This window comes from Sinomicrobium oceani (assembly GCF_900119185.1).
Lineage (GTDB): Bacteria > Bacteroidota > Bacteroidia > Flavobacteriales > Flavobacteriaceae > Sinomicrobium > Sinomicrobium oceani.
Genome location: NZ_FPJE01000001.1, coordinates 64,541 through 89,698, shown reverse-complemented (window position 1 = coordinate 89,698; position 25,158 = coordinate 64,541). Strand labels below are relative to the sequence as shown.

Here is a 25,158-nt window from a genome sequence, read left to right as displayed (position 1 = left end):
GGATCGGGAGTGTTGGTTTTGGGTTGTACACGCTTATGTTCCGGTTATAGCGTAGTAGCAACTTTATCTACGGCATTGAGGGTAAAGTCGAGGTCCTCATAGCTCAGCGCATCGTTGAGGAACCAGCTTTCAAAAGCACTTGGTGGGAGGTGAATCCCTTCGTCGAGCATACCGTGGAAGAATTTTTTGAAACTGTTGTTATTTCCCGTTGCCGAGCTTTTGAAATCCCGGACGTCACAGTCCGTAAAGTGTACGGATATCATGGAGCCCAGACGGTTAATACGGTGTGGTACGCTGTGCTTGTTCAGTAACCTTGCTATTCCTTTGTGCAGGTACAGGGTCTTTTCCTCCAGGCTTTCAAAAATACCGGGGTTATCGTTCAATTCCGAAAGCATGGCGAGTCCGGCGCTCATGGCAAGCGGGTTTCCGCTTAATGTCCCTGCCTGGTAAACAGGGCCGAGCGGGGCGAGATGGTTCATGATTTCGTTACGTGCGGCAAAGGCACCTACGGGGAGTCCACCACCGATGACCTTACCGAAGGTTACGATATCAGCTTTGATACCAAAGCACTCCTGGGCACCGCCACGGGCAAGCCTAAACCCGGTCATTACCTCGTCGAAAATAAGTAATGCACCGTGCGTGTCACATAGCGAACGCAGTCCTTGCAGAAAACCTTCATCCGGGAGAATACAGCCCATATTTCCCGCAACCGGCTCTATGATAATGGCTGCAATTTCATCGGAGTTGGCTTCAAACAGCTTTTTTACACTTTCCGGGTCGTTGTAATCGGTAAGCAACGTATCCTGTGCCGTGCCGCGGGTTACCCCTGGGCTGTCGGGCGATCCGAAAGTTACCGCACCGCTTCCGGCCTGAATCAGAAAAGCATCCGAGTGACCGTGATAACATCCCGCAAATTTGATGATCTTATCTCTCCCGGTATATCCTCTGGCCAGTCTTACGGCGCTCATACAGGCTTCCGTACCACTGTTTACAAAACGTATTTTGTCTATACCGGGAACCATGGAGACGGCAAGACGCGCTATTTCGGTCTCCGTTTCGGTAGGCATACCGAAAGAAGTGCCTTTTTCCGCTTTTTCGGTTACCGCCCTGATCACCGGTTCATGGGCATGACCCAGAATCATGGGTCCCCACGAAGCGATATAATCGATAAGTCTGTTACCATCGGCATCGTACAGATAAGCTCCCTTGGCCTTTTCTATAAAAACAGGGGTGCCTCCTACGGATTTAAAAGCCCGTACGGGAGAGTTAACACCGCCCGGTATATATTTTTCGGCTTCAGCAAATAATGCGCTGCTTCTCTGGTATATCATAAGATGTGTTTTTTATGCTGTATTATATGGCTGTTGTCTGTGTTTTGTGTAGTGTGGGCACCATTGAGGGCAATTACCGGACCTTGAGTTCCTGTCCTACGGCAATATTGTTGTTCCTCAGCCGGTTTACCCTTTTAAGGTCATCCACCGTGGTGTTGTACCTTTTGGAAATGGAGTACAGGGTGTCTCCCCGGCGGACGATATGTATGCCTGCCTCAGAAGCAAACTGCTTTCTCCGCCCGGAGCTTCCGAGGACCTCTTCATCGTACTTGTAAAGCTCGTATCGGTCTATAAGTGCTATCAGTTTTTGCGGATATCTCGGGTCGGTAGCATAACCTGCCTTACGCAGTCCCTTGGCCCAGCCGTGATAATCGTCTTTATCCAGTTCGAAAAGAGAAGCATATCTGCTTCTGCTGGTCAGGAAGAGGGAGTGATCTCTGTAGGAGGTCATCGGATGATCGTATTTGCGGAAACACTCTCCTTTTTCGTCGTCATCGTGATATTCCATTCCCCCGGTCCATCCGGTATGGCACTTGATTCCGAAATGGTTATTCGTCTTCAGGGTGAGTTCTCCCCTTCCGGAGCCGCTTTCCAGGATTCCCTGTGCTATGGTAATACTCGCCGGAATACCGAACTCACGCATTTCGTCCTGTGCAATGGGCCCAAAAACCTCGATGTACTCTTCAGTAGAATTGACGCTTATGGGATGAAACCCGGTACTTTTAGTTTCCCTTTTGGTTTCTACCGGAGTGGCAGGCCTTGAATCCACTCTTGTTGTTTTGGTCTTGTGCTCATGTCTTTTTTTAGTAGCCTTTTTCTTGGAGCCACAGGAAGAGGCGACCAGTCCCAGGATGATAAGTGCAAATACTATTTTTCGCATGCGTTTGTCCGTTATCTTTATATGTTTTCCCGGTAACGAGTTCCCGGTTCATGGTGTTTATCCTTGTTCTATGAGGGGTAAATGTTTTTTCTGTAATACGGTATTCATACCCGGAATCCCCTGTAATCCGCCGGTATGTATGGCCAGTATACTGGCCCCGCTTTTAAAATAACCGCTATCGATGAGTTTCAATATGCCATACATCATTTTACCGGTATATACCGGATCCAGCGGGATACCGGTTTTTTGTCTGAAATCGTTGATAAAGCGAATGAGCTCTTCATTGACCCTGGCATATCCGCCAAAATGAAACTCCTGTCGTAAACTCCAGTTATCCTGATGTGCAAATTTACGAATATCATCGGTTAAAAAATCACCTTTCAGTGCCGGGAACCCCAGGACCTCCTGATTTTTTTCCGAACTGTTGATAAGGCCCGATATGGTCCCGCCCGTACCGACCGCACAACACAGGTAGTCGAAGCCTTTATCCCCGGGATTTAGGATTTCTTCACAACCCTTTACGGCGAGATCATTGGTACCTCCTTCGGGCAGGAGGTAGAACGAACCGAATTCGTTGCGAAGGCCATCAAGGAATGCTGCCGTATGCTGCTCTCTGAAATCACTTCTGGAGATAAAACGGAATTGCATTCCCGATTTTTCGGCAAAGGATAAGGTGGGATTTTCCCGGACTTTTTCAGCCAGTTCTTCCCCGCGGATGATTCCAATGGTCCTGAAACCGTATTCCTTACCTGCTGCGGCGACTGCAGCGATATGATTGGAGTAAGCTCCGCCGAACGTAAGCAGGGTGTGATGCTCCTGTTTCACGGCTTCGTGAATATTGTATTTCATCTTCCGGAATTTATTCCCGGAAATAAAAGGATGCAACAGGTCATCTCGCTTTATTTCAAGACGAATTCCTTGTCGGAGGACAATATCCAATGGTATTTCCTGATTCAAAATAACTTTGTTAACCTTACAAAGGTAGCAAACAAGGGGCGGAGCACAAAAAATTAAAGCCCCGTTACCATACCTGTGCCGGAGCTTTAATGATTTTAGCCGGTTGGCCGTATCGCAATGCTTTAAAGTTTGTTGGTCTTTCCGAACGATTCCATGGCATCACGATGGAGCGAATCGGCCTTGCGCATCATTTCTTCGAACAGCTTGTGCCGCTGTTCCATGCCTTTAAAGAACAGGCTGTCATTCCCGAAGGGTTCGAACATGGTGGAGTCGGTAGCAAAAGAACCGAAAAAGTCTTCACCTCCCATCCCGGGCATGGAGAGATGTCCTCCGAATCCCTGACTGAAACTTTGCATCAGGCTGTCCATGGTTTCCGGGGAAAGTTCTCTGCCGTCCGAGTGGTAAGACCAGGAGTAGACAGAATCCATACGGATTACATTGCCGTTTTCATCCACCTCTTTGTCCACCTTCCAGCTTTCTTTCGGTTTCGGAATGTCGTTGTGGGCTTGTTTTTTGTTTTCCGGAGTTGTGTCCCGGTTTTCTTGTCCGCTACAGGAAACCGTGGCGAACAGGACAGTAAGAAGAAAAATCAAAGGTCTCATGGGTACTGAATTTTTTGTCTGAATCACAGCAAAAAAAATGCCAGTTCGCTGTTAAGATGCGTTAAAAAAATAAGGTAAAAACTGCCATGGTTTCCTGGATTTCAGGTAGTCAAGGTTGTGCTCGTTGGTATACGCTTCGCGTTCGAAACTGATGTTTTTGTAGGCGATATAAGCATTGCCGTGACGGAGCAGTCCCGCCGTCCATTCGATGCCGTATATGATGTAAAAAGGGAGAATAAAGAGTTCCAGTTGCTGCCGGAGGTGAATTCTTTCATGGTTGAGGAGCACCGCGTCGTTTTTGAGTTCCCCGGTCTTGATGAAAATTACCGGCCATAGCGTCAATGCTACATAACGACTCGGGAAAAGGTGTCTGAAGATTAAAATCATACGTCGCTTTCAGAAATGAAATCAAAAATTTACCTTTGTAAATATAACAAGATAAGTGTCAGTTTGTGATGTTTGTCCGAAAATAATCAGGCACGGGAGGTAAATCCGTGTAATTTCAGATTTTGATCAGAAAAATTATCCCCATAGAAGAAGGCGATTATTACCTTTCCGAAAAAGGTTATAAGGTCTTTACCGAACAGTATCACCTGAAGCGTGGATATTGTTGTGAAAGCGGTTGCAGACACTGTCCTTATGGCTTCGACAAAAAGACCGGTAAAAAACAATGATGGAGAGTGATCGTTTACAATATCAGATCAGGGTTGCCTGTACGCATCACCGGGTAGATATACGGTACCCATAGGGTTTTACCAATGGCTATACCGGTGAATGCCGGTTCTGCTCCTGTCCGATAAAGGAGATTTAATCCGGCTGCCGTAAGGCAGGTGACTCGGAGGTTAACCCCGAAATTATAAAAAAAGGCCTCTGTTGAAAACCTTACGGGCTTGTCTCCCGGATTCTCCGTTTTACCGTCAGCAACATACTTTTTATATTTCAGCAACATTTTTAAGGAACCCGATGCGGGAGGTTACGTTTACCGATAAACCGGACCGTATCGACAAATCTCATCATATCATGACATTTCAGGAACAAATAAAAGAGGGTATCCCTTCAGAACTGCCCGATGCAAAGGTTTATGATAAGACCGTAAATCATGCGCCGAGACGAAAAGATATACTTAGCCCTAAAGAAAAGAAACTGGCTCTGCGCAATGCGCTGCGCTATTTTGATAAAAAACATCATGAGGCCCTGCTCCCGGAATTTGCCGAAGAGCTCCGTAGATACGGACGTATTTATATGTACAGGTTCCGTCCGGATTACGCTATGTATGCCCGCCCTGTCGACGAATATCCGGCCCGTTGCCGACAGGCTGCTGCCATTATGCTGATGATACAGAATAACCTGGACCCTGCCGTAGCGCAGCATCCGCACGAACTTATTACCTATGGTGGTAACGGTGCTGTTTTTCAGAACTGGGCCCAATACCGGCTGGTGATGCAGTACTTATCGGAAATGACAGAAGAGCAGACCCTGGTGATGTATTCCGGGCATCCCCTGGGGTTGTTTCCTTCACACCGCGAGGCTCCGAGGGTCGTAGTGACCAATGGTATGATGATCCCGAACTATTCTGCTCCGGACGACTGGGAACGGTTTAATGCACTCGGGGTTACCCAATACGGGCAAATGACTGCCGGAAGCTACATGTATATAGGTCCGCAAGGCATTGTACACGGTACGACGATTACCGTGATGAATGCGCTGCGGAAAATAGGAAAAACCCCTTCGGTTCCGGGAGAAGAAGGTACGGGAGCAGTATTCCTGACCTCCGGCCTGGGTGGAATGAGTGGCGCACAGCCCAAGGCAGGCAACATAGCCGGTTGTATTACCGTATGTGCAGAGGTCAATCCGAAAGCGGTACATACCCGGCATTCCCAGGGATGGGTGGATGAAGTCGTAACGGACCTGGACCTTCTGGGCAAAAGAGTGGAAAAGGCCATAGCTGCCCGTGAGATTGTCTCTATGGCCTATCTGGGGAATATAGTGGATGTATGGGAACACTTTGACCGGGAAAATATACCGGTGGCACTGGGTTCCGATCAAACTTCGTTACACAATCCGTGGGCGGGCGGGTATTACCCGGCAGGGCTTTCTTTTGAAGAAGCCAATACGATGATGTCCGAAGCCCCGCAAGTATTCAGGAACCATGTTCAGGAAAGCCTGCGGCGGCAGGCTGCGGCCATAAACAGGCATGCGGCGGCGGGAACCTATTTCTTTGATTACGGTAATGCATTTTTGCTGGAAGCTTCCAGGGCTGGGGCAGATGTGTGGGCGTCGGGCGGACAGCAGGCCGGACCGGAAGAACGCGAATTCCGGTATCCTTCCTATGTACAGGATATTATGGGGCCCATGTGTTTCGACTACGGTTTCGGTCCTTTCCGTTGGGTCTGTGCCAGTGGAAATCCTGATGACTTGGCCCGGACCGATGCGATTGCCTGTGAAATACTTGAAGAGATCCGTCGTAATTCCCCGGAGGAAATACAGCAGCAGATGGCCGATAATATCCGGTGGATACGAGGGGCACAGGAAAATAAACTGGTCGTAGGGTCGCAGGCCAGGATATTGTATGCCGATGCGGAAGGAAGAATGAAAATTGCAGAAGCCTTTAACAGGGTCATTGCTGCCGGAGAGATCGGGGAGGTCATCCTCGGAAGAGATCATCACGACGTGTCGGGAACCGACTCGCCCTACCGGGAAACCTCCAATATTTATGACGGTTCGCGTTTCACAGCAGATATGGCTATTCACAACGTTATCGGCGATAGTTTTCGGGGTGCTACCTGGGTAAGTATCCACAATGGCGGAGGTGTCGGATGGGGCGAAGTGATAAACGGCGGATTCGGCATGGTTCTTGATGGTACTAAAGAGGCGGGTAATCGGCTGCGTTCCATGTTGTTCTGGGATGTTAATAACGGCATAGCAAGACGTAGCTGGGGCAGGAATAGAGAAGCTGTTTTTGCCATAAACAGGGCCATGCAGATGGAGCCGAAACTTAAAGTAACGCTCGCGAATGATGTTGAGGATAAGCTTTTGGAAAATATTTAACATGAACCTGCAGCGCACCAAAGGTAAAACCCGGCTGAAAATTTGTATTTTTAATAAAACAAACCATATTATACCCTATCCTGAAACCGAAGGTATGGGAGCGTCATAATAACAACAAATAAATATAAAAAGATGAAAGCAATAAGACTATTACCGGTACTTGTACTGGCCATGATTGCCGGGTCGTGCTCTACAGTCCGGGTGGCTGCCGATTACGATAAGCATGCCAACTTTAATACGTACAGAACCTTCGCCTTTTTCAAACCCGGAATAGACAAAGCGGAGATCTCGGATCTCGATAAAAAGAGAATTCTCAGAGCTATCGAATCCGAATTGAATGCCAAGGGAATGACCAAGTCGGAAAATCCCGATATGCTCATCAGTATCTTTACCACCGAAAAAGAGCGGGTAGATGTCTACAATAACTACGGCTGGGGTTGGGGATGGAACCCGTACTGGTGGGGAATGGCGTATCCTAACGTATCCACAACAACCGAAGGCTCTTTATTCATCGATTTTATCGATGCCGGAAAGAACGAACTGGTATGGCAGGGTAAAGGTACGGGATATCTCTCCCAGCGTATGGATAAAAAGGAAGAGCGTATTAATGAATTCGTAAAAAGCATACTCGAAAAATATCCTCCCGGAATGGAGACCAGAAACAGTAAATAGAACCGGGATCATATTTCTGTTTACCGGAAAATCCTCCTGTATCGTATAAATGCAGGGGGATTTTTTGTTTATATATACCACGGTTTCACGAAAAATGTTGGTAAATCGATATTTTGTCGTGTTTTTAAGTGCGCATGATGTTGTTTTTGTGTTAAAATATTATATTTATTGCTGAAATAAAGCACTGTTTTTATGACATCACAACAAAAAGCAAAGGCATACTGGAAAGAAAACCTGAAATACCTGTCGATACTCCTTGTTATATGGTTCCTTGTTTCCTACGGCGCGGGGATACTCTTTAAAGATCTTCTCAATACTATTCGTATCGGGGGATTCGAACTCGGTTTCTGGTTTGCGCAACAGGGAGCCTTGTATGTTTTTATCATTCTTATATTCGTTTATATCCGCTTGATGAACAAACTCGACAAGAAGTATGGGTATGACAAGTGAGACGCTCTGTTACCGATACCATATTCATAGACAGTTTGCTGTGATCTTACCTGAATTTTAGTACTGAAAAACCACTAAATACCACCAACCATGAGTGTACAGATATGGACGTATGTCCTTGTAGCTATTTCTTTTGCCATTTACATCGGGATTGCCATCTGGTCGCGTGCCGGTTCTACCAAAGAGTTTTATGTTGCAGGTGGAGGGGTTTCGCCCCTGGCCAATGGTCTGGCTACCGCGGCAGATTGGATGTCTGCGGCATCTTTTATATCGATGGCCGGGATAATTTCTTTTATGGGATATGACGGAGCGGTATATCTTATGGGATGGACCGGCGGATACGTACTCCTGGCATTGCTTCTGGCTCCTTACCTCAGGAAATTCGGAAAGTTTACGGTTCCCGATTTTATAGGAGACCGGTATTATTCTTCTACGGCCCGGACCGTGGCTGTATTTTGTGCGTTGCTGGTGTCTTTTACCTACGTGGCAGGACAGATGCGCGGTGTGGGCGTTGTGTTTTCGCGTTTCCTCGAAGTCGATATCAATACCGGGGTTATCATCGGGATGATTATCGTACTCTTTTATGCCGTTCTCGGTGGAATGAAAGGGATCACATATACTCAGGTAGCCCAGTATTGCGTACTGATATTTGCCTTTATGGTGCCGGCTATCTTTATCTCCATACAGATGACGGGCAATCCTGTTCCGCAACTCGGAATGGGGGATACCCTGGCCGATGGTTCCGGAACCTATCTGCTCGACAAGCTGAACGGGTTGTCCGAAGAACTGGGATTTGCCCGGTATACGGACGGAACCAAAAGCATGATCGACGTGTTTGCCATCACGCTCGCCCTTATGGTGGGGACAGCCGGACTTCCCCATGTGATCGTTCGCTTTTTTACCGTTCCCGGTGTAAAAGATGCACGGAAATCTGCCGGGCTCGCCCTGCTTTTTATTGGTATCCTGTACACTACGGCTCCTGCGGTTTCCGCATTTGCCAGGACAAATCTTATCGAGACCGTAAGCGATAAACCCTATGCCGAAATGCCGGAATGGTTTACCAACTGGGAAGCTACGGGGCTATTGCAGTTTACCGACAAGAACAATGACGGCAGAATACAATACCTGGCGGATAAAGAAGCCAATGAGCTTAAGATCGATAATGATATCATGGTACTGGCCAACCCGGAGATAGCGAGATTACCCAACTGGGTTATTGCGCTGGTAGCTGCAGGTGGACTGGCCGCAGCCTTGTCTACTGCAGCCGGATTATTATTGGTTATTTCCACTTCAGTATCTCACGATCTGATAAAAAAACAGTGGAAACCCGATATTTCCGATAAAACCGAATTGTGGATAGCCCGCGGAAGTGCTGCGGTAGCCGTGGTCATTGCCGGATATTTCGGGATTAATCCTCCCGGGTTTGTCGCTGCAGTGGTTGCACTGGCCTTCGGGCTCGCCGCGGCATCATTTTTTCCGGCCATCATACTCGGTATTTTTTACAAGCGTATGAACAAGGAGGGAGCTATAAGTGGTATGGTTGTCGGGATATTGTGTATGCTCTTTTATATGATGAAGTTCAAATTTGGCATGTTCGGTGGCGGAGAACCCGCAGACTGGTGGTTCGGAATTTCTCCCGAAGGTTTCGGGATGGTAGCTATGATCGCCAATTTTATAGTAGCTCTTACGGTAAACAGTTTTACGCCACCCCCGCCTCCGGAAGTACAGAAAATCGTCGAAAATATCCGTATTCCTGCCGATGCCGGAGAGGCTGTTTCACACTGAGGTGTAATCCGCCGGATACGGCAGGTTAGAGAAAAATAATATCGGATCGCTAATTCTACGGAGGACCGTTAAGTTTATAAGTGAAAAGTATGTTTAGAGAAGATTTTAATTATATATTTGATATGTTTTTGCATTTTTATACGGTAAAATAATAAAAAGCAGATACTATTAATAAGGTGATGTTAACCCTAAGGAATTCTTCAGAACACTTTATCCTGTGCTTTACCGGGGTGTTTAGTGTACAGACCGGGGTCTGTTTGCAGTCCTTTTCGTTGACATGATCACAGTATAACTATAAAAAAGAAAAAAACTGACTATGGGTGTTTACGAAGTAAAGAGCTTGGAGCAATATTTTAAGGTGTACAAGAGGTCGGTCCGGGAACCCAGAAAATTCTGGTCCAAGATTGCCGAAGATTTTGTCTGGTACAAAAAATGGGACAAAGTACTGGAGTACCGGCTCGAAGAAGCAGAAGTTAAATGGTTTGTAAACGGAAAACTTAATATTACCAAAAACTGTATAGACCGTCACCTGGCCAAGCGCGGAGATAAAACGGCCATTATTTTCGAACCTAATGATCCGGATGAAGAGGCAGAACACATTACGTATAACGACCTGTACAACAGGGTTTGTAAAATGGCCAATGTACTGCGTGACCAGGGGATCAGAAAAGGAGATCGTGTTTGTATTTACCTTCCTATGATACCGGAACTTGCCGTTACGGTACTGGCCTGTGCCCGTATCGGGGCAATCCATTCCGTGGTTTTTGCCGGATTCTCCGAATCGGCCCTTGCGGCTCGCATACAGGACTGCGAATGTAAAATGGTGGTTACTTCCGACGGAGGGTTTCGCGGAAATAAGACCATAGACCTTAAAGGTATCGTGGATGGCGCATTGGAAACCTGTCCGTCCATAGACAAAGTACTGGTTGTAAAACGGACCAATGCCGATATTCCGATGAAAGAAGGCCGCGACGAATGGCTTGCTCCCCTGTATGAAAAAGCTTCGACCGAATCCATAGCGGAAGTTATGGATGCCGAAGATCCCCTGTTTATACTCTACACATCCGGTTCTACCGGAAAGCCCAAGGGGATGCTGCATACCACGGCTGGTTACATGATCTATACGGCGTACACCTTTAAGAATGTTTTTCAGTACGAAGAAAAGGATGTGTACTGGTGTACGGCCGACATAGGCTGGATCACCGGACATTCCTATATATTATACGGCCCCCTGGCCAACGGGGCAACCACCGTGATGTTCGAAGGAGTACCTTCATACCCCGATTTCGGAAGGTTCTGGGAAGTTGTGGATAAACACAAAGTTACCCAGTTCTATACGGCACCTACAGCCATACGGGCACTGGCCAAAGAAAGTACCGACTGGGTGACGAAATATGATCTTTCTTCCCTTAAAGTACTCGGTTCCGTCGGAGAACCTATCAATGAAGAGGCCTGGCACTGGTACAATGACCATGTAGGAAACAAGAAGTGCCCGATCGTAGATACGTGGTGGCAGACCGAAACCGGTGGACTTATGATATCGCCGATAGCTTATGCGACGCCGACCAAACCGACTTATGCGACTTTACCTTTGCCCGGGGTACAGCCTGTGCTTATGGACGAAAAGAGGAACGAGATCGAAGGTAACCAGGTCGTCGGAAGTCTCTGTATCAAGTTTCCCTGGCCTTCCATGGCGAGGACAATATGGGGAGATCACCGGAGGTATAAAGAAACATACTTCTCCGCATTTCCCGGTAAATATTTTACAGGAGACGGTGCCCTTCGTGATGAGGTAGGCTATTACAGGATCACCGGTAGGGTAGATGATGTGGTGATCGTTTCCGGCCATAACCTCGGTACGGCTCCTATAGAAGATGCGATAAACGAACATCCGGCCGTAGCAGAATCCGCTATTGTAGGGTTCCCGCACGATATCAAAGGTAATGCTCTGTACGGTTTTATTATTCTCAAGGAAACCGGGGAAACCAGGAACCGGGAAAACCTCACCAGGGAGATCAACCAGTATATTTCGGAGCATATAGGGCCTATAGCCAAACTCGATAAAATTCAGTTTGTCAGCGGACTGCCCAAAACCCGAAGCGGTAAGATCATGAGACGTATCCTGCGTAAGATCGCTTCAAAAGATACCGCAAACCTCGGAGATACTTCCACATTACTGAATCCGGAAGTTGTGGAGGATATCATTGAAAACGCAGTATAACGATCCGTATTAAAGCCTGTATTGCAATAGGTAGTGCAGGCTTATTATCTTTCCGTTAATTAATTTCTTCGTATGGCGAGAATGATAGGTTTGGTCGCAGGACCATTAATATTTATGATCCTGCTTATGACCCTGCAACTGGATGCACTCGGACCGGGGGCATCACAGGTACTGGCACTGGCCACCTGGATGGTGATATGGTGGATCACAGATGCGGTACCGCTACCGGTAACCGCTTTATTACCACTGGTCCTTTACCCTGTATTCGGCATCTTTACCATGGAAGAAGCTGCGGCTCCTTATGCCAGTCCTATTGTATTTTTATTCATGGGCGGTTTCCTTATTGCCCTGGCCATGGAAAAACAAAACCTGCACCGGCGTATAGCCCTGAATATCCTGAAGATTACAGGAACCAATGCCAACGGTATTATCCTTGGTTTTATGATCTCTACAGCCTTTCTGAGTATGTGGATATCCAATACCGCTACAGCAGTGATGATGCTGCCTATAGCCCTCTCTATTGTAAAACTTCTCGAAGAAGGAGGAGAAAGGGACAAAGCGAATAAAAAGGGTTACCAGCGTTTCCGGCTCGGTCTTATGCTCAGCATTGCCTATGCGGCAAATATCGGAGGGGTGGCGACCATAGTGGGTACACCACCCAATGTGGTATTCGTAGGATTTATGAAAGAGTTTTACGGGCAGGAAGTAGAATTCGGGAGATGGTTACTTATAGGGATTCCAGTTTGTGTGGTTATGCTTCTTATTACATATTTTATGATTACCAGGGTTCTTTTTCCACATAGACTTGGCAGACTGGATGGTTCCGGTGCACTGGTAGAAACGCGGCTCCGGGAACTGGGTACGATGCACCTGGCGGAAAAACTCGTGGCTGTGGTCTTTTTTATGACGGCCTGCTGCTGGGTTTTCAAATCGCAGATCAACGGTTTGCTGGGAGGAGCTTACCTCAATGATACTATTATTGCCATGGGCGGGGGGATACTGATGTTTATCATGCCTGTAAATCTCCGGGCAAGGGAATATGTGCTCAACTGGAATTACACAGAAAAACTGCCATGGGGCATACTCTTACTTTTCGGAGGAGGTATATGCCTGGCCAAAGGGCTGGAAAGTACCGGAATAGTAGAATTCGTCGGTAACCTGATTGCCGGAGACGGCAGTATGCCACTATGGCTTCTCATTCTTTTGCTTACCGCATTTACGCTGTACGTTACGGAATTGATGAGTAATGTGGCGCTCATCGTCATATTTATGCCTATCGTTCTGGGTATTGCCAAAACACTGGAAGTAAACCCGATGTACCTGGCTGTTCCCGTAGCCATAGCTTCCAGTTGTGCCTTTATGATGCCGATATCGACGCCTCCGAATGCCATAGTGTTTTCCAGCGGCTATATAAAGATGTCGGATATGGTCAAGGCCGGGTTTTTCCTCAACCTCATCAGTGTATTATTCCTGGTTATTGTGGCGTTGACTCTTGTGCACTGGGTGTACGGCTAAGCGCGGTATTGTCCAGGTAAATATACTGCATCAGGAAAAAAACCGCCAACGCTCCGAAACTGTGCCATAACCAGTGCGTGCCCATAGGCAGAAAATCCGAACGCAGATCGAGGTAGCGACAGGAGATGGCCAGTGCAAAACTGCAAACGGCAAGAACGACTTGTATACTATTGCGGAAGCGGGTACGGAAGAGGTAGAGTACGATGGGGAAAAGAACACCCAGCGCGGAAGCAATATAACCTATGGAGATCGAGAGGTTTCCGGGCCAGCGAACAAATCGCGTACCGAACATAAGCAGTACGGCCAGGGCAGATAGCCCCAGCCTCGACCAACGGTTGTTCCCGGTTTTTATACAAAAATAAAAAGAAGCCGCAAGACAGAGCATCAGGATCGGTACCCAGTCGAGTAAGAGCCAGATCTCATGGCTTCGGGTAGCATGATAGACCGTACCACCGATAAAACCGATGAACAGAACAGGAATCACAAAACTGAGAAAACCGTGTTGCCGGTAATTCCTGTAAATTTTCAGTGAAAAGTATATGATAATGGCCAGGAAAAGAAAATTGCTCAGGGTGTTGAACGGTTCTGCGGGAAATCGTCCCGCAATGGTTTCCCGGTAAATGGGACCACTGTCTTTGGGGAAATCGGATAGAAAAAAAACGATACTCATAGAAAGGCTATAAGCGATAAAGATAAAAAGTAAGAAGATCAGTTCCGTAGAAATTCTTTAAAAAATTGCCACTCCGGGGTTATGAGTATGACGATTTAAGAAGTGATGGTAGCGGAATATCCGGCACGTTCGGAAAGCGGGTATACGGATCGTTAAAGATTTCGCATTAAACAGGTCGGGAAAACCGGAAATCATCACAAAAATTAATACTTTTAGCCATTATGGCAAAATCTCTTTACATTTTAATATGGTTAGGTATGGTGTGCTGTTTCCGGGTAGGGGGACAGGAAACACCTCCCGTATTCGGGTTTAGTCCCGAAAGTTACGATGGAGGAAATCAAAACTGGATGCTGGCCCAGGGAGATGATGCACACATGTATGTGGCTAATAACTCGGGTTTACTGGAATACAACGGGGCTCAATGGCAGCGCTACCAGGTCAAGGAAGGAGAGGTTATACGTGCTGTGATGGCTTCCGGGGACAGAATATATACCGGGGGATATATGGATTTCGGTTACTGGGAGCACCGGGATAACGGAAGTCTTGCCTACACCAGCCTTGTAGCGTATGTCGATTCGGGTATTTTATATGGCGAACAGTTCTGGCATATCGAGGAAATCGGGAATTACATCTTGTTTCAGAGCCCTGCAAGATTATACAGTTATCACAAGCAGGACCATTCCGTTACGATAATACCTTCGGACAATATTATACTGAATCTCTTCAGGGTTAACGGTAATGCTTATTACCAGGCCGTGAACGAGGGGTTATATGTGATAGAAAACGGGAAGTCCCGCCTGGTCCTTGCGCATGAGGAATTACAGGGCAATATGGTTGTGGGATTATATCCTTATCAGGGGAAATTGCTTGCGGTAACGAGAAACAGTGGGATCTTTACGATAGAAAACAAGGTATGGGAACCCGTAGCTGTCGAAGGTTATCCGTATGCCGAAAGTATATTTGTCTCCCGTATGCTTTCAGATCATACTCTGGCTCTGGGAAGTATAGGGAACGGATTGTACACAATAAACCCGGTGACCGCCGAAAGAACGCATTACAACCAGCCTACACTGATCAATAATACCGTACTTTCCCTGTTCGAAGACCGTTATGGTAATATATGGTGTGGTACGGACAACGGGATCAGTGTAATCAACAGGCAGAGCTCCGCAACCCTTTTTAACGACACCTTCGGTAAGATAGGTACGGTGTACTGTAGCCTTCTTGAAGGAGACCTGCAATATCTCGGGACCAATCAGGGGCTTTATTTCCGGGACATAGCGGTTCATAGCAATTATAAGCTCGTAGCGGGAACCAAGGGACAGGTGTGGTCCGTAGACCGTATTGGAGGCCGGATATATGCGGGACACGACAGGGGCACATTTTTGCTGGACCGGGACCAGGCCAAGCTTATTTTCGGAAAGTCGGGGACCTGGACATTACAGGCCTTTGACGGTGGTATAGTACAGGGACATTATGACGGACTTACCTATATCGATGAGTCCGGTGCCGTTCAGGATATCAAGGGGTTCGACTTGTCTTCGAGGAATATCGTGGCAGAACATGATTCCGTATTGTGGATCGCTCACGATCACAATGGTATCTTCCGGTTAAATACAGGCCCCGGTGCAACGATAAAAAAAGTGAAAAGTTTTCCTGCGGATGAGAATATCTCACTTGGGATCAGTGTCTTTAAGTTTAATGACAGTATCTATTACTCTACGGCAGAACACATCTATAAATATGATCCGGAAGCAGGAGATTTTACCGCGGCCAACGATCTCGAACGCATTACCCGCCCTGTAAAGCGGATAACCGGGACTTCCAGGGTTACGGAAGACGGAACCTGGTGGGGTTTTGGGGAAGATGGTATTTTTTATACGGCTACCGATGCTTTTCGTAACAAGCTCGAACTTCATTATGTGCCGATCCCCAAAGAATACCGTAGTATTACCACGAGATTCGAAAATATATCGCAGATGGGAGAAGGGCAGTATCTCGTTGGGAGCAGCCGGGGATACGCCGCTTTCAGCCTTCCGTACCAGGGGAGTGTTCCGGAGAAACTCCGCATTCAGGCTGTCGAGGTCGCCGGCAAAGGAGAACAGTATGAGTTAATAGCACTGAAAAGTACCGAAACCGAACTCCCCGGGAAAACCAATTTTATCCGCTTTCAATACAGCATTCCCCAGTACAGCAGGCTGAATGATATTAAATACAGCTATCGGATCAGGAACTACATTTCCGACTGGAGTGAATGGCAGTTGCAATCCTCTGCCGATTTTAAGAATATTCCCTCCGGAGATTACGTGTTTGAGGTCCGGGCAAAGATCAACGGACGGCTTACGGACCCGGAAAGTTTTCCGTTTACCGTAGCATCGCCATGGTATGCTTCCGTAACGGCCTGGATCGTCTATGTGCTGTTATTTCTGTTTCTGGTACTCCTTGTCCATCGTGTGTATTCCGATTATTACCGTAAACAACGCCTTAAACTCATCGCAAGACAGCAAAAAGAACTGGAAATAAAACAGCTGGAAAGCAGGCAGGAGATCATGACCCTCGAAAACCAGAAGCTGGAAAATGACATGGCTTCCAAGAACAGGGAACTTGCGGCTACAACGATGAGCCTGATCAAAAAGAACGAATTACTTACGGAATTAAAGGACAGGCTGTCGGCTGTAAAAGACAGGGGCAGGATTGATGATGTGATTTCCTTCATCAATAAAAACATGGAAGATGAAGATAACTGGAAACTCTTTGAAGAAGCATTCAATAATGCCGACCAGGATTTTCTGCATGCCATCAAAAGGAGACATCCCGATCTTACTCCTAATGATCTTAAACTTTGTGCGTACCTCAGGCTGAATCTTTCCTCTAAAGAAATCGCACCCATTCTCAATATTTCAGTGAGAAGTGTGGAAATAAAGCGGTACAGGCTCCGCAAGAAGATGAAACTCGATCATAAAAAGGGACTTGCCGAGTATATTCTTGATTTCTAAGACTCAACAATTCTTCGAAATACCTCAACATTACCTCAACACGGGGTGAAAACCGGATATGAACCCGAAAAAATCTTAATTTTTCTTAAAAAATGAATATTATGCATTTTCAGGGTCTTTTATGGATGTATTCGTAAAATTCAGGGCTGTTTTTTTATCATGTATGATTTTTGTTGAGGTTGTTTTTCTGTTTTGAGCAGCTATAATTGATACATTGGCTGAAATCAAAACCATCAACGTAATGAGTAAAGCACTACTGTTATTTTTTTTATTGACGGCTTCGTTCAGCCTTGGTGCGCAGACATTTTCCGTATCGGGAAATGTTACCGATGCCGAGAATAATATGCCTTTGCCACAGGTGAATATTGTGGTGAAGGGTACGACAAAAGGTGTAGTTACCGATTTTGACGGTAACTATATTATAGAATCCGTATCGACAGGCGATGTCCTGGTGTTTTCTTATATAGGATTCTCTACACGGGAGGTTGTCCTCGGAACACAACAAACCGTTAACATCAGTCTGGAACCCAACTACGAAAATCTCAACGAGATCGTGGTGGTAGGTTACGGTTCGCAGGTGAAGAAAGAGGTTACCGGGGCAGTCTCGTCTATCGGGGCAAAAACCATCGAGGATCTGAAACCGCTGAATGCTGCTCAGGCGCTTCAGGGAACAACTTCCGGGATCAATGTAACGCCTCAGGGAGGAGCACCCGGAGCGGAGGCGAACATCAGGATACGCGGAATTGCGACGAACAGGAACAATGCGCCGCTGATCATACTGGATGGGTTTCAGTACGAAGGTGGTCTCAACTCGATCAACCCGGAAGACATTGAGAATATCACAGTCCTCAAAGATGCCCAGGCAGCGATTTACGGGACCATAGCCGCTAATGGGGTGGTATTGGTTACGACCAAGTCGGGGCGAAAGAATCAGAAACCGAAGATACAGTACGACGCTTACACCGGAATACAGGAAACCACGCGCAAACTTCCGGTACTTAATGCCACGGAATACGCCGTATTGCTCAATGAAAGCTATGCCAATGCCGGGCAGGCACTTCCTTTTCCGGATATCAGTAATTTGGGCAAAGGGACAAACTGGCAGGACGAAGTCTTTCGCCAGGCCCCGGTAACCAATCACAATTTGTCCATTACCGGGGGAGAAGAGAAAATCCATTACTCGCTCGGCGCCTCACACCTGGATCAGGAAGGGATTATCGGTGGGGATAAAGCGGATTTCAGAAGAAGTACGGCAAGGATATCCCTGAATGCCGATATTTCGGAAAAACTCTCGGTCAGTACCAAGTTGTTTTACAGCAGGGTTAAACGTCATAATATCAATAGTTTTTCACTGGGCTCCGTACTTTTTAACGCGGCAAATATCGCTCCGGTCATCGATCCTTCCACAGCTAACCTCGATAATACCATCAGTCTGGGTAATGAAGTAGTGAACCCGTTGACACAGATCGATAATACCTTCAATGAGTATGTCACCAACCGTCTTAGCGGGACCATACAGGCTACGTTGAAATATATCCGTAATATGGAGCTTCAGGCCCGGTTCGGGTTTAATACCTCAAATTCGAGAAACCGTGAATTCGCACCGATTTACAATTACGGTGCAGGTAAGATCTATACCCGTACAGATAATATGGTTACGCTGAACAAGATCAATGATAACGACTATACTTTCGATCTTTTCAATACGTATTCCAATGTGCTGGCAGACCATCATAAGGTGACGTTCATGCTGGGGATGACGGCTTATAAACAATACGGGGAAGGCCTTGGCGGAACACGTACTGGAGTCCAGGCCAACAGCTGGAAGTTTGCCGATTTCAATACCGCAACAGGTTCCGGAGATAACCAGACGAACAATTCGTATGCTTACGATTTGCGCCGGTTGTCCTATTTTACCAGGTTACAGTATGCCTTTAAAAACAAATATCTCTTCTCGGCCATGATCCGTCGTGATGCGTCTACGCTTTTTGCACCGGAGCATCGTGTGGCATATTTCCCGTCGGCTTCTGCAGGATGGGTGGTTTCGGAAGAAGACTTCTTCAATGACACCGGTGCCGTAAATTTTCTGAAACTGCGTGCGAGCTACGGTGTGCTGGGTAATGACAGGATTCCCACCTTCGGCTACCTTTCCCTGCTTAACGGGGAGGCGACGTATGTTCTCGGGAACGATCAGAGCCTTGTAAACGGCTATGCTTTGGGAAGACTGGCTAATCCCGGAATAAAATGGGAAGAAGCCAAAAAATTTGATGTCGGACTGGATCTTCAGCTTTTCGATAACAAAATAGAGATTATCGCCGATTATTACAGAAATGTCAGGGAAAACCTGCTGATATCCAATATTCCCGTATCCGGTATACTCGGTACCGGAGCACCGGGCGCCGAAGGACCTATCGTCAATGCCGGAACCGTGGAGAACCAGGGACTTGAATTTGCCGTAAACTACAATCAGACCTTCGATAACGGTTTTAATATCTCGGCAGGATATAATATTGCTACCCTCCACAATAAAGCAACACGGGTAAACAATGGTACCGGCTATTACGAAGGTGGGGCTTTTAGTGTGGGACAGCCTATGCCGGCGAGAATGGAAGTGGGAAAACCCCTCGGATATTTCTACGGTTATCGTACCGACGGTATTTTCCAGACCCAGGACGAAGTAGAAACCCATCCGTCACAAAAAGCGCTGGGTGCGGAAGCAAGGCCGGGAGATATCCGCTATGTGGATGTCAATGGTGACGGGGTTATCGATGCCAAAGACCGTACCGACCTCGGAAACCCGATTCCCAAAGTAACCATGGGACTCAACCTGTCCCTGCAATACAAAGGATTTGATTTCTCTGCGTATTCCTTTGCCAATCTCGGTAATGATATCGTGAGAAATTACGAAAGGGATCAGCCCAATGTCAATAAAATGAATTACCGGCTCAACCGTTGGACAGGACCGGGGACCGGAAATAGCGTTCCGAGAGTAACCACCGAACCGACGACCAATCACGTATTTTCCGATTTTTTTGTAGAAGACGGATCGTTTGCCAGGATACAAAGTATTACCCTGGGGTACACCATACCCGACAGCTTCATAAAAAAATCAGGGCTCGAGAAGTTCCGTATCTATACCAAAGTGGATAATGTACACACCTTTACCAGGTATTCGGGGTACGACCCGACGGCATCTTCCGGTGATCCTATCGGCAGCGGTATCGACTACGGATTTTATCCTGTGCCGCGAACATACATTATCGGTGTAAACCTTCAATTCTAAACGGATGAAAAACATGAAAAAAACATATATATACAGCCTGTTGCTGACCACGGCGTTCACAACCTTTACTTTTACGGCATGCAGTGATGATTTTGTCGAAGTGGATCCGCGCTATGAAATTTCCTCGGGAAATTATTTCAACAGTGAAGATGATTACTACAATGCTCTGCTCGGAACGTACGACATACTGCAATCTACCTATGTCAATGTAATTCTGGGAGAGATCGCTTCGGACAACACGCATGCGGGCGGGGAAAGTGCTACCGATGTCATAGGATGGCAGCAGGTAGACCGTATGGAGCATACGCCTATAAACGATAATCTCGATGATATATGGGACTGGAATTTTGCAGGGGTTCAAAGAGCTTCCTTTATTATAGAAAACCAGGATAAAACCGATTTTGAAGGTAAGGAACAGTTACTGGCGGAAACCAGGTTCCTCAGAGCTTATTTCAATTTTGAACTCGTGAAATGGTTTGGTGCAATCCCGATGAAACCGGAAGGACAGTTCGTTCTTGGAGACGAGGCCATCGTACCGCGCTCCCCGGTAAGTGAAGTCTATGCTTATATAGAGAGCGACCTGGAATATGCGGTGGAAAGACTTGCTGTTGATGCCCCCGAAACGGGACGTGTTAGCAAAGGTGCCGCCCAGGCGCTGCTTGGCAAAGTATACCTTTATCAGGATAAATTTGACGAAGCTGCCCCGATGTTGAATCTGGTGATCTCTTCCGGTAAATATCACCTGTACGGTACGAGGCAGGGTGAGGATTATAAAGACCTGTTTGAGTATGAAGCGGAAAACAGTGGCGAATCGGTATTTGAGATCCAGTACACCGGTGTACAGGGGGCAGGATTCGAATGTTTGCAGTGTAGTGAAGGAAATGTGATGGTGGGGTTCAGTGGTATCCGTAATTATTCCGGTCCTGTATTCGAATCCGGTTACGGGTTTAACCTCCCTACCGAAGAAGCCTATAATTCTTTCGAATCCGGGGACCTCCGAAGAGATGTTACCGTACTCGATATCGAAGCCTGGGTCTCCGAAACGGGTGCATCGTACGGGATCGGTAATACCGATCCGGTAACCGGACATACCGGCTATTACAACCGGAAATATCTCCCGCGGATCAACGACAATGAAGGAGATGCCAATCTTACCCAGCCTAATAATTACAGAGCTATACGGTATGCAGATGTACTGCTGATGGCTGCGGAAGCGCTGGTCAGGGGAGGTATTGACGAGGTACTTGCAAGGGATTACCTGAACCAGGTCAGGGAGCGTGCAGGCCTGGGGGAAGTATCCGCCTCCGGGAATGTGCTGCTGGAAGCCATCTATCGCGATCGCAGGTCAGAGCTTATGGGCGAAGGACATCGTTTTTTTGACCTGGTCCGTACCGGAAGAGCACAGGGTACCATTACCGGATTTACCGCTCCGAAAAATAATATTTTCCCTGTTCCGCTCGAAGAAATTCAGTTCTCGCAGAATACATGGGAACAAAATCCTGACTACTAAAAAGATCATTATTATGAAAGCGATACTAAAAAGCTATATACTCATATTTTCGGCCTGTATGCTGCTGGTGTGGGGTTGTTCCGATGATGACGGCACAACACGTGTAAACCTCTCGGAACCTACCGATATTTCGGCAGATTTTCTGATCAAACAGGACAATTCGGGGGAGGTAAGTATCTACCCTTCGGCAAAAGGAGCCCACTCTTTTATCATAGATTTCGGAGATGGCAGCGAACCGTCGGAAGAATTCGTTTCCGGACAGGGAGTCTCTCATATCTATCCGGAAGGTACGTATACCATCGGAATTACAGCCAGGAACCAGGCCGGTGCTACAGCCACTGCAGAAAAAGAGCTTTTGCTGTCCTTTCTGCCCCCGGAAAACCTGGAGGTCACGATCAGCAGGGAACAGTCGGAGCCTTTTAAGGTCACCGTAATTGCGGTAGCAGACCATGCAGCTGCTTTCGAGGTGTATTTCGGAGAAAAGGAGGATGAGGCTCCCGTGTCTTTCCTTTCGGGAGAAAGTGCTTCTTACGAATACGGAGATATAGGAACCTATACGATAAAAGTAGTGGCCCTCAGCGGTGGTAGTGCTACTACAGCATACACCGAAGATATAGAAATATCCACACCCCTGGTACTTCCGGTAACCTTTGAGGTTCCCACCGTAAAATACGATTTTTATTACTTCGGGGGAGGTGATGGTACTACCGTAGCCCTGGTTGACAATCCGGATCCCGACCAGGTAAATAGCAGTAACACCGTAGGTGCTTACACCAAGCCACAGGGCTCGGAAACCTGGGCGGGCATATCGGCTTCCCTGAACGGGGGAATTGATTTTTCCGTGACAAAATCCGTAGCTGTTGATGTATATTCGCCTGCTGCCGGCGCACCCGTATTGTTCAAAATGGAAAAAGCCGGGGATTCCGGTACTTTTGTGGAATTCGAACAGACAACTACGGTTGCCGGACAATGGGAAACGCTGGTTTTCGACTTGTCAGCATTGGACGAAGCTACGGATTACAGCACGCTTGTACTGTTTTTTAATTTCGATATTCCCGGAGAAGGAGAGACCTATTATTTTGATAATATCCGGCTGGCTTTTCCCGAACTTCCGCTTACTTTCGAAGCCCCGATATCCTATGCATGGATGAATTTCGGGGGGGCTGTTTCGGATATTGCGGATAATCCGGATGTATCGGGTATCAATACCTCCTCAAAAGTGACCCGTTTGGTCAAATCTGCGGGTGCCGAGACCTGGGCAGGCTCTAATATACTGCTCGATAAACCTATAGATTTTTCTTCATCCACGATACTGAGTGTCAAAACCTGGTCTCCGAAAAGTAGCATTACCGTACTTCTCAAACTGGAAGACTCGGGGTCTGACTATGCCACAGAGGTCTCCGCAACCACGACAAAGACAGAATCATGGGAAGAGCTTACCTTCGATTTCTCCGGCATAGAACACCCGGAACATCTGGATGTGGTTACCATTTTTATGAATTTTGATCAGCCCGGAGAAGGGAATACCTATTATATAGACGATATACAACTCAAAAATTAAATCATAAGATGAAACGATATATAATACCTATAGTTTCGGTACTGGCTTGTATGCTGTTGCTGTTGCACAGCAGTTGCCAGGATGACGATAACAGTCTCGGGGCCCTTATTGCCCCGGCCGACCTGAGTATGGAAGCACGAATCATCGGGGTCGATGACGAAAACGAATACGGGGATGGCAGTGGCCTGGTGGAGTTTAAGGTAAGTGCACAACACGCTACGAACTACAAGTTCGTATTCAGCGATAAATCGTCCAAAAACACCTCGAACGGAACGTATACACATCGGTTTACTACTCCCGGTATCAATGATTATGTAGTTACCGTTCTGGCTACGGGGACCGGGGGTATAAGTACCAGTAAAACATTGACATTACGGGTATTCAGTGAATTCGATGATCCGGAAACAAAATCGCTGCTCACTGGTGACGGGAGCAAAACCTGGTATATAGCCAAGGCACTTCCGGCCCACCTCGGTGTAGGTCCTTCGGGAACTTTTACCCCTGATTATTACTCGGCAGCTCCTAATGAGAAGGACGAGTGTTTCTACGATGACGCCATGACATTCAGTCTTGAAAATGACGGTAGTATTGCCTTTGAGCATGACAATAAAGGAGAGACCTTCTTCAATGCGAGTTACCTCTCTGTTGCCGGCGGTAGCGGAGGCGATGATCAGTGTCTGGCCTTTGATACTTCGGGTAAAAAATACGTAAATCTTGCCCCGTCTTCCTCGGAAGCTCCGGGTACTCCCGGAACACAATTTATCATATCCGACGGAGGATTTATGAACTACTATATCGGGACCAGTACGTATGAGATTATGAAGATCGAAGACGATTATATGGAATTACGCGCTATTATGGGATCTGACGATAGTCTGGCCTGGTACCTGAAGTTGACTACCGATCCCGAAGGTGGCGGCGGTAATGGCGGAGAGGAAGAAGAAATGCTTCAAACCCAGTTCGATGAACTGGTATGGGCCGATGAGTTCGACCAGGGAAGCGAACCCGATGCGGCCAGCTGGAATTATGAAACAGGGAACAACAATGGTTGGGGCAATCAGGAAAAGCAATATTATACCGAAGACAATGCGGTGGTAGAAGACGGAACGTTGAAAATCAATCTCATCGCAGAAAATATAGATAATTTCCAGTATTCCTCTTCCCGGATAACGACCCAGAACAAGTACGATTTTCAGTACGGACGTATAGAAGTACGGGCAAAACTGACCGAAGGAGGAGGTTCCTGGCCTGCAATATGGATGCTCGGGTCTAATTTTACCGAGGTGGAATGGCCGGGTTGCGGAGAGATCGATATCATGGAATACAAAGGTAACGAACCCGATATCACCCACGGAACACTGCACTTTCCCGGGAATTCCGGGGCAAACGGTCTGACGCAGTCCACAGGAGTGAGCAATGCGGCCACCGAATTCCATAACTACACCGTAGAATGGACGGAAGAACAGATCATCTTTGCCGTGGATAACAAGATATTTCACAAATTCGATAATACATCCGACACCCCTTTTCATCAGCCGTTTTTCATTATCCTGAATGTAGCTATGGGCGGTACATTCGGGGGAGCGATCGATCCCGCTTTTCAGCAGACTGCGATGGAGGTCGATTACGTAAGGGTTTATCAGTAGTTTAAGCGTGTTTTTATATGACATGGGCAGG

18 protein-coding genes are annotated in these 25,158 nt (G+C 47.1%); 12 read left to right on the top strand and 6 right to left on the bottom strand.

Annotated elements, in window-relative coordinates:
- Positions 1-44: 44 nt before the first annotated feature.
- The 5 genes from hemL to BT112_RS00370 form a co-directional block, all read right to left on the bottom strand.
- Complete coding sequence (hemL, locus tag BT112_RS00390; RefSeq protein ID WP_072315321.1) at positions 45-1,331, bottom strand: glutamate-1-semialdehyde 2,1-aminomutase; 1,287 nt, start codon at positions 1,329-1,331, stop codon at positions 45-47.
- A gap of 73 nt (positions 1,332-1,404) precedes the next feature.
- Complete coding sequence (locus BT112_RS00385; protein WP_072315320.1) at positions 1,405-2,211, bottom strand: glucosaminidase domain-containing protein; 807 nt, start codon at positions 2,209-2,211, stop codon at positions 1,405-1,407.
- 57 nt (positions 2,212-2,268) lie between these two features.
- On the bottom strand, positions 2,269-3,168 hold the full coding sequence (locus tag BT112_RS00380) for a 1-aminocyclopropane-1-carboxylate deaminase/D-cysteine desulfhydrase (RefSeq protein WP_083564715.1): 900 nt from the start codon (positions 3,166-3,168) through the stop codon (positions 2,269-2,271).
- A 122-nt stretch (positions 3,169-3,290) separates the two neighbouring features.
- A complete protein-coding gene (locus BT112_RS00375) occupies positions 3,291-3,770 on the bottom strand; it encodes a hypothetical protein (RefSeq protein WP_072315318.1) in 480 nt (159 codons plus the stop codon).
- Between the two features lie 51 nt (positions 3,771-3,821).
- Complete coding sequence (locus BT112_RS00370) at positions 3,822-4,157, bottom strand: hypothetical protein (RefSeq protein ID WP_072315317.1); 336 nt, start codon at positions 4,155-4,157, stop codon at positions 3,822-3,824.
- A 125-nt stretch (positions 4,158-4,282) separates the two neighbouring features.
- Between BT112_RS00370 and BT112_RS21715 the strand changes: the two genes are divergently transcribed.
- From BT112_RS21715 to BT112_RS00335, 7 genes are all read left to right on the top strand, one after another.
- Entirely contained in the window at positions 4,283-4,444 is a 162-nt protein-coding gene (locus BT112_RS21715) for a C1orf53 family protein (RefSeq protein ID WP_175545719.1), read from the top strand.
- A 346-nt stretch (positions 4,445-4,790) separates the two neighbouring features.
- Positions 4,791-6,818 carry a urocanate hydratase gene (locus BT112_RS00360; RefSeq protein WP_072315532.1) on the top strand — a complete coding sequence of 676 codons (2,028 nt, stop codon included), beginning with the start codon at positions 4,791-4,793 and terminating at the stop codon, positions 6,816-6,818.
- Positions 6,819-6,950: 132 nt separating this feature from the next.
- A complete protein-coding gene (locus BT112_RS00355) occupies positions 6,951-7,490 on the top strand; it encodes a DUF4136 domain-containing protein (protein ID WP_072315315.1) in 540 nt (179 codons plus the stop codon).
- 192 nt (positions 7,491-7,682) lie between these two features.
- A complete protein-coding gene (locus BT112_RS00350; RefSeq protein ID WP_072315314.1) occupies positions 7,683-7,940 on the top strand; it encodes a DUF4212 domain-containing protein in 258 nt (85 codons plus the stop codon).
- 90 nt (positions 7,941-8,030) lie between these two features.
- Entirely contained in the window at positions 8,031-9,725 is a 1,695-nt protein-coding gene (locus BT112_RS00345; protein ID WP_072315313.1) for a sodium:solute symporter family protein, read from the top strand.
- Between the two features lie 316 nt (positions 9,726-10,041).
- Entirely contained in the window at positions 10,042-11,946 is a 1,905-nt protein-coding gene (gene acs / locus BT112_RS00340) for an acetate--CoA ligase (RefSeq protein ID WP_072315312.1), read from the top strand.
- Positions 11,947-12,018: 72 nt separating this feature from the next.
- Positions 12,019-13,461 (top strand): SLC13 family permease, encoded by a 1,443-nt coding sequence (locus tag BT112_RS00335; RefSeq protein WP_072315311.1) that lies wholly within the window; start codon positions 12,019-12,021, stop codon positions 13,459-13,461.
- Here the strand turns inward: BT112_RS00335 and BT112_RS00330 are convergent.
- A complete protein-coding gene (locus tag BT112_RS00330; protein ID WP_072315310.1) occupies positions 13,421-14,131 on the bottom strand; it encodes a ceramidase domain-containing protein in 711 nt (236 codons plus the stop codon). The genes BT112_RS00335 and BT112_RS00330 overlap by 41 nt on opposite strands.
- A gap of 221 nt (positions 14,132-14,352) precedes the next feature.
- On the opposite strand from BT112_RS00330, the gene BT112_RS00325 reads away from it, so the two are divergent.
- The 5 genes from BT112_RS00325 (at position 14,353) to BT112_RS00305 (ending at position 25,127) form a co-directional block, all read left to right on the top strand.
- Positions 14,353-17,127, top strand: a complete 2,775-nt coding sequence (locus tag BT112_RS00325; protein ID WP_072315309.1) for a triple tyrosine motif-containing protein — start codon at positions 14,353-14,355, stop codon at positions 17,125-17,127.
- Positions 17,128-17,368: 241 nt separating this feature from the next.
- Positions 17,369-20,410 (top strand): SusC/RagA family TonB-linked outer membrane protein, encoded by a 3,042-nt coding sequence (locus BT112_RS00320; RefSeq protein WP_072315308.1) that lies wholly within the window; start codon positions 17,369-17,371, stop codon positions 20,408-20,410.
- Between the two features lie 13 nt (positions 20,411-20,423).
- Positions 20,424-21,920 (top strand): RagB/SusD family nutrient uptake outer membrane protein, encoded by a 1,497-nt coding sequence (locus BT112_RS00315; RefSeq protein ID WP_072315531.1) that lies wholly within the window; start codon positions 20,424-20,426, stop codon positions 21,918-21,920.
- Positions 21,921-21,933: 13 nt separating this feature from the next.
- Complete coding sequence (locus BT112_RS00310) at positions 21,934-23,481, top strand: hypothetical protein (RefSeq protein WP_072315307.1); 1,548 nt, start codon at positions 21,934-21,936, stop codon at positions 23,479-23,481.
- An 8-nt stretch (positions 23,482-23,489) separates the two neighbouring features.
- Positions 23,490-25,127, top strand: coding sequence for a family 16 glycosylhydrolase (locus tag BT112_RS00305; RefSeq protein ID WP_072315306.1), 1,638 nt, complete (start codon positions 23,490-23,492; stop codon positions 25,125-25,127).
- The last annotated feature ends 31 nt before the right edge of the window (positions 25,128-25,158 follow it).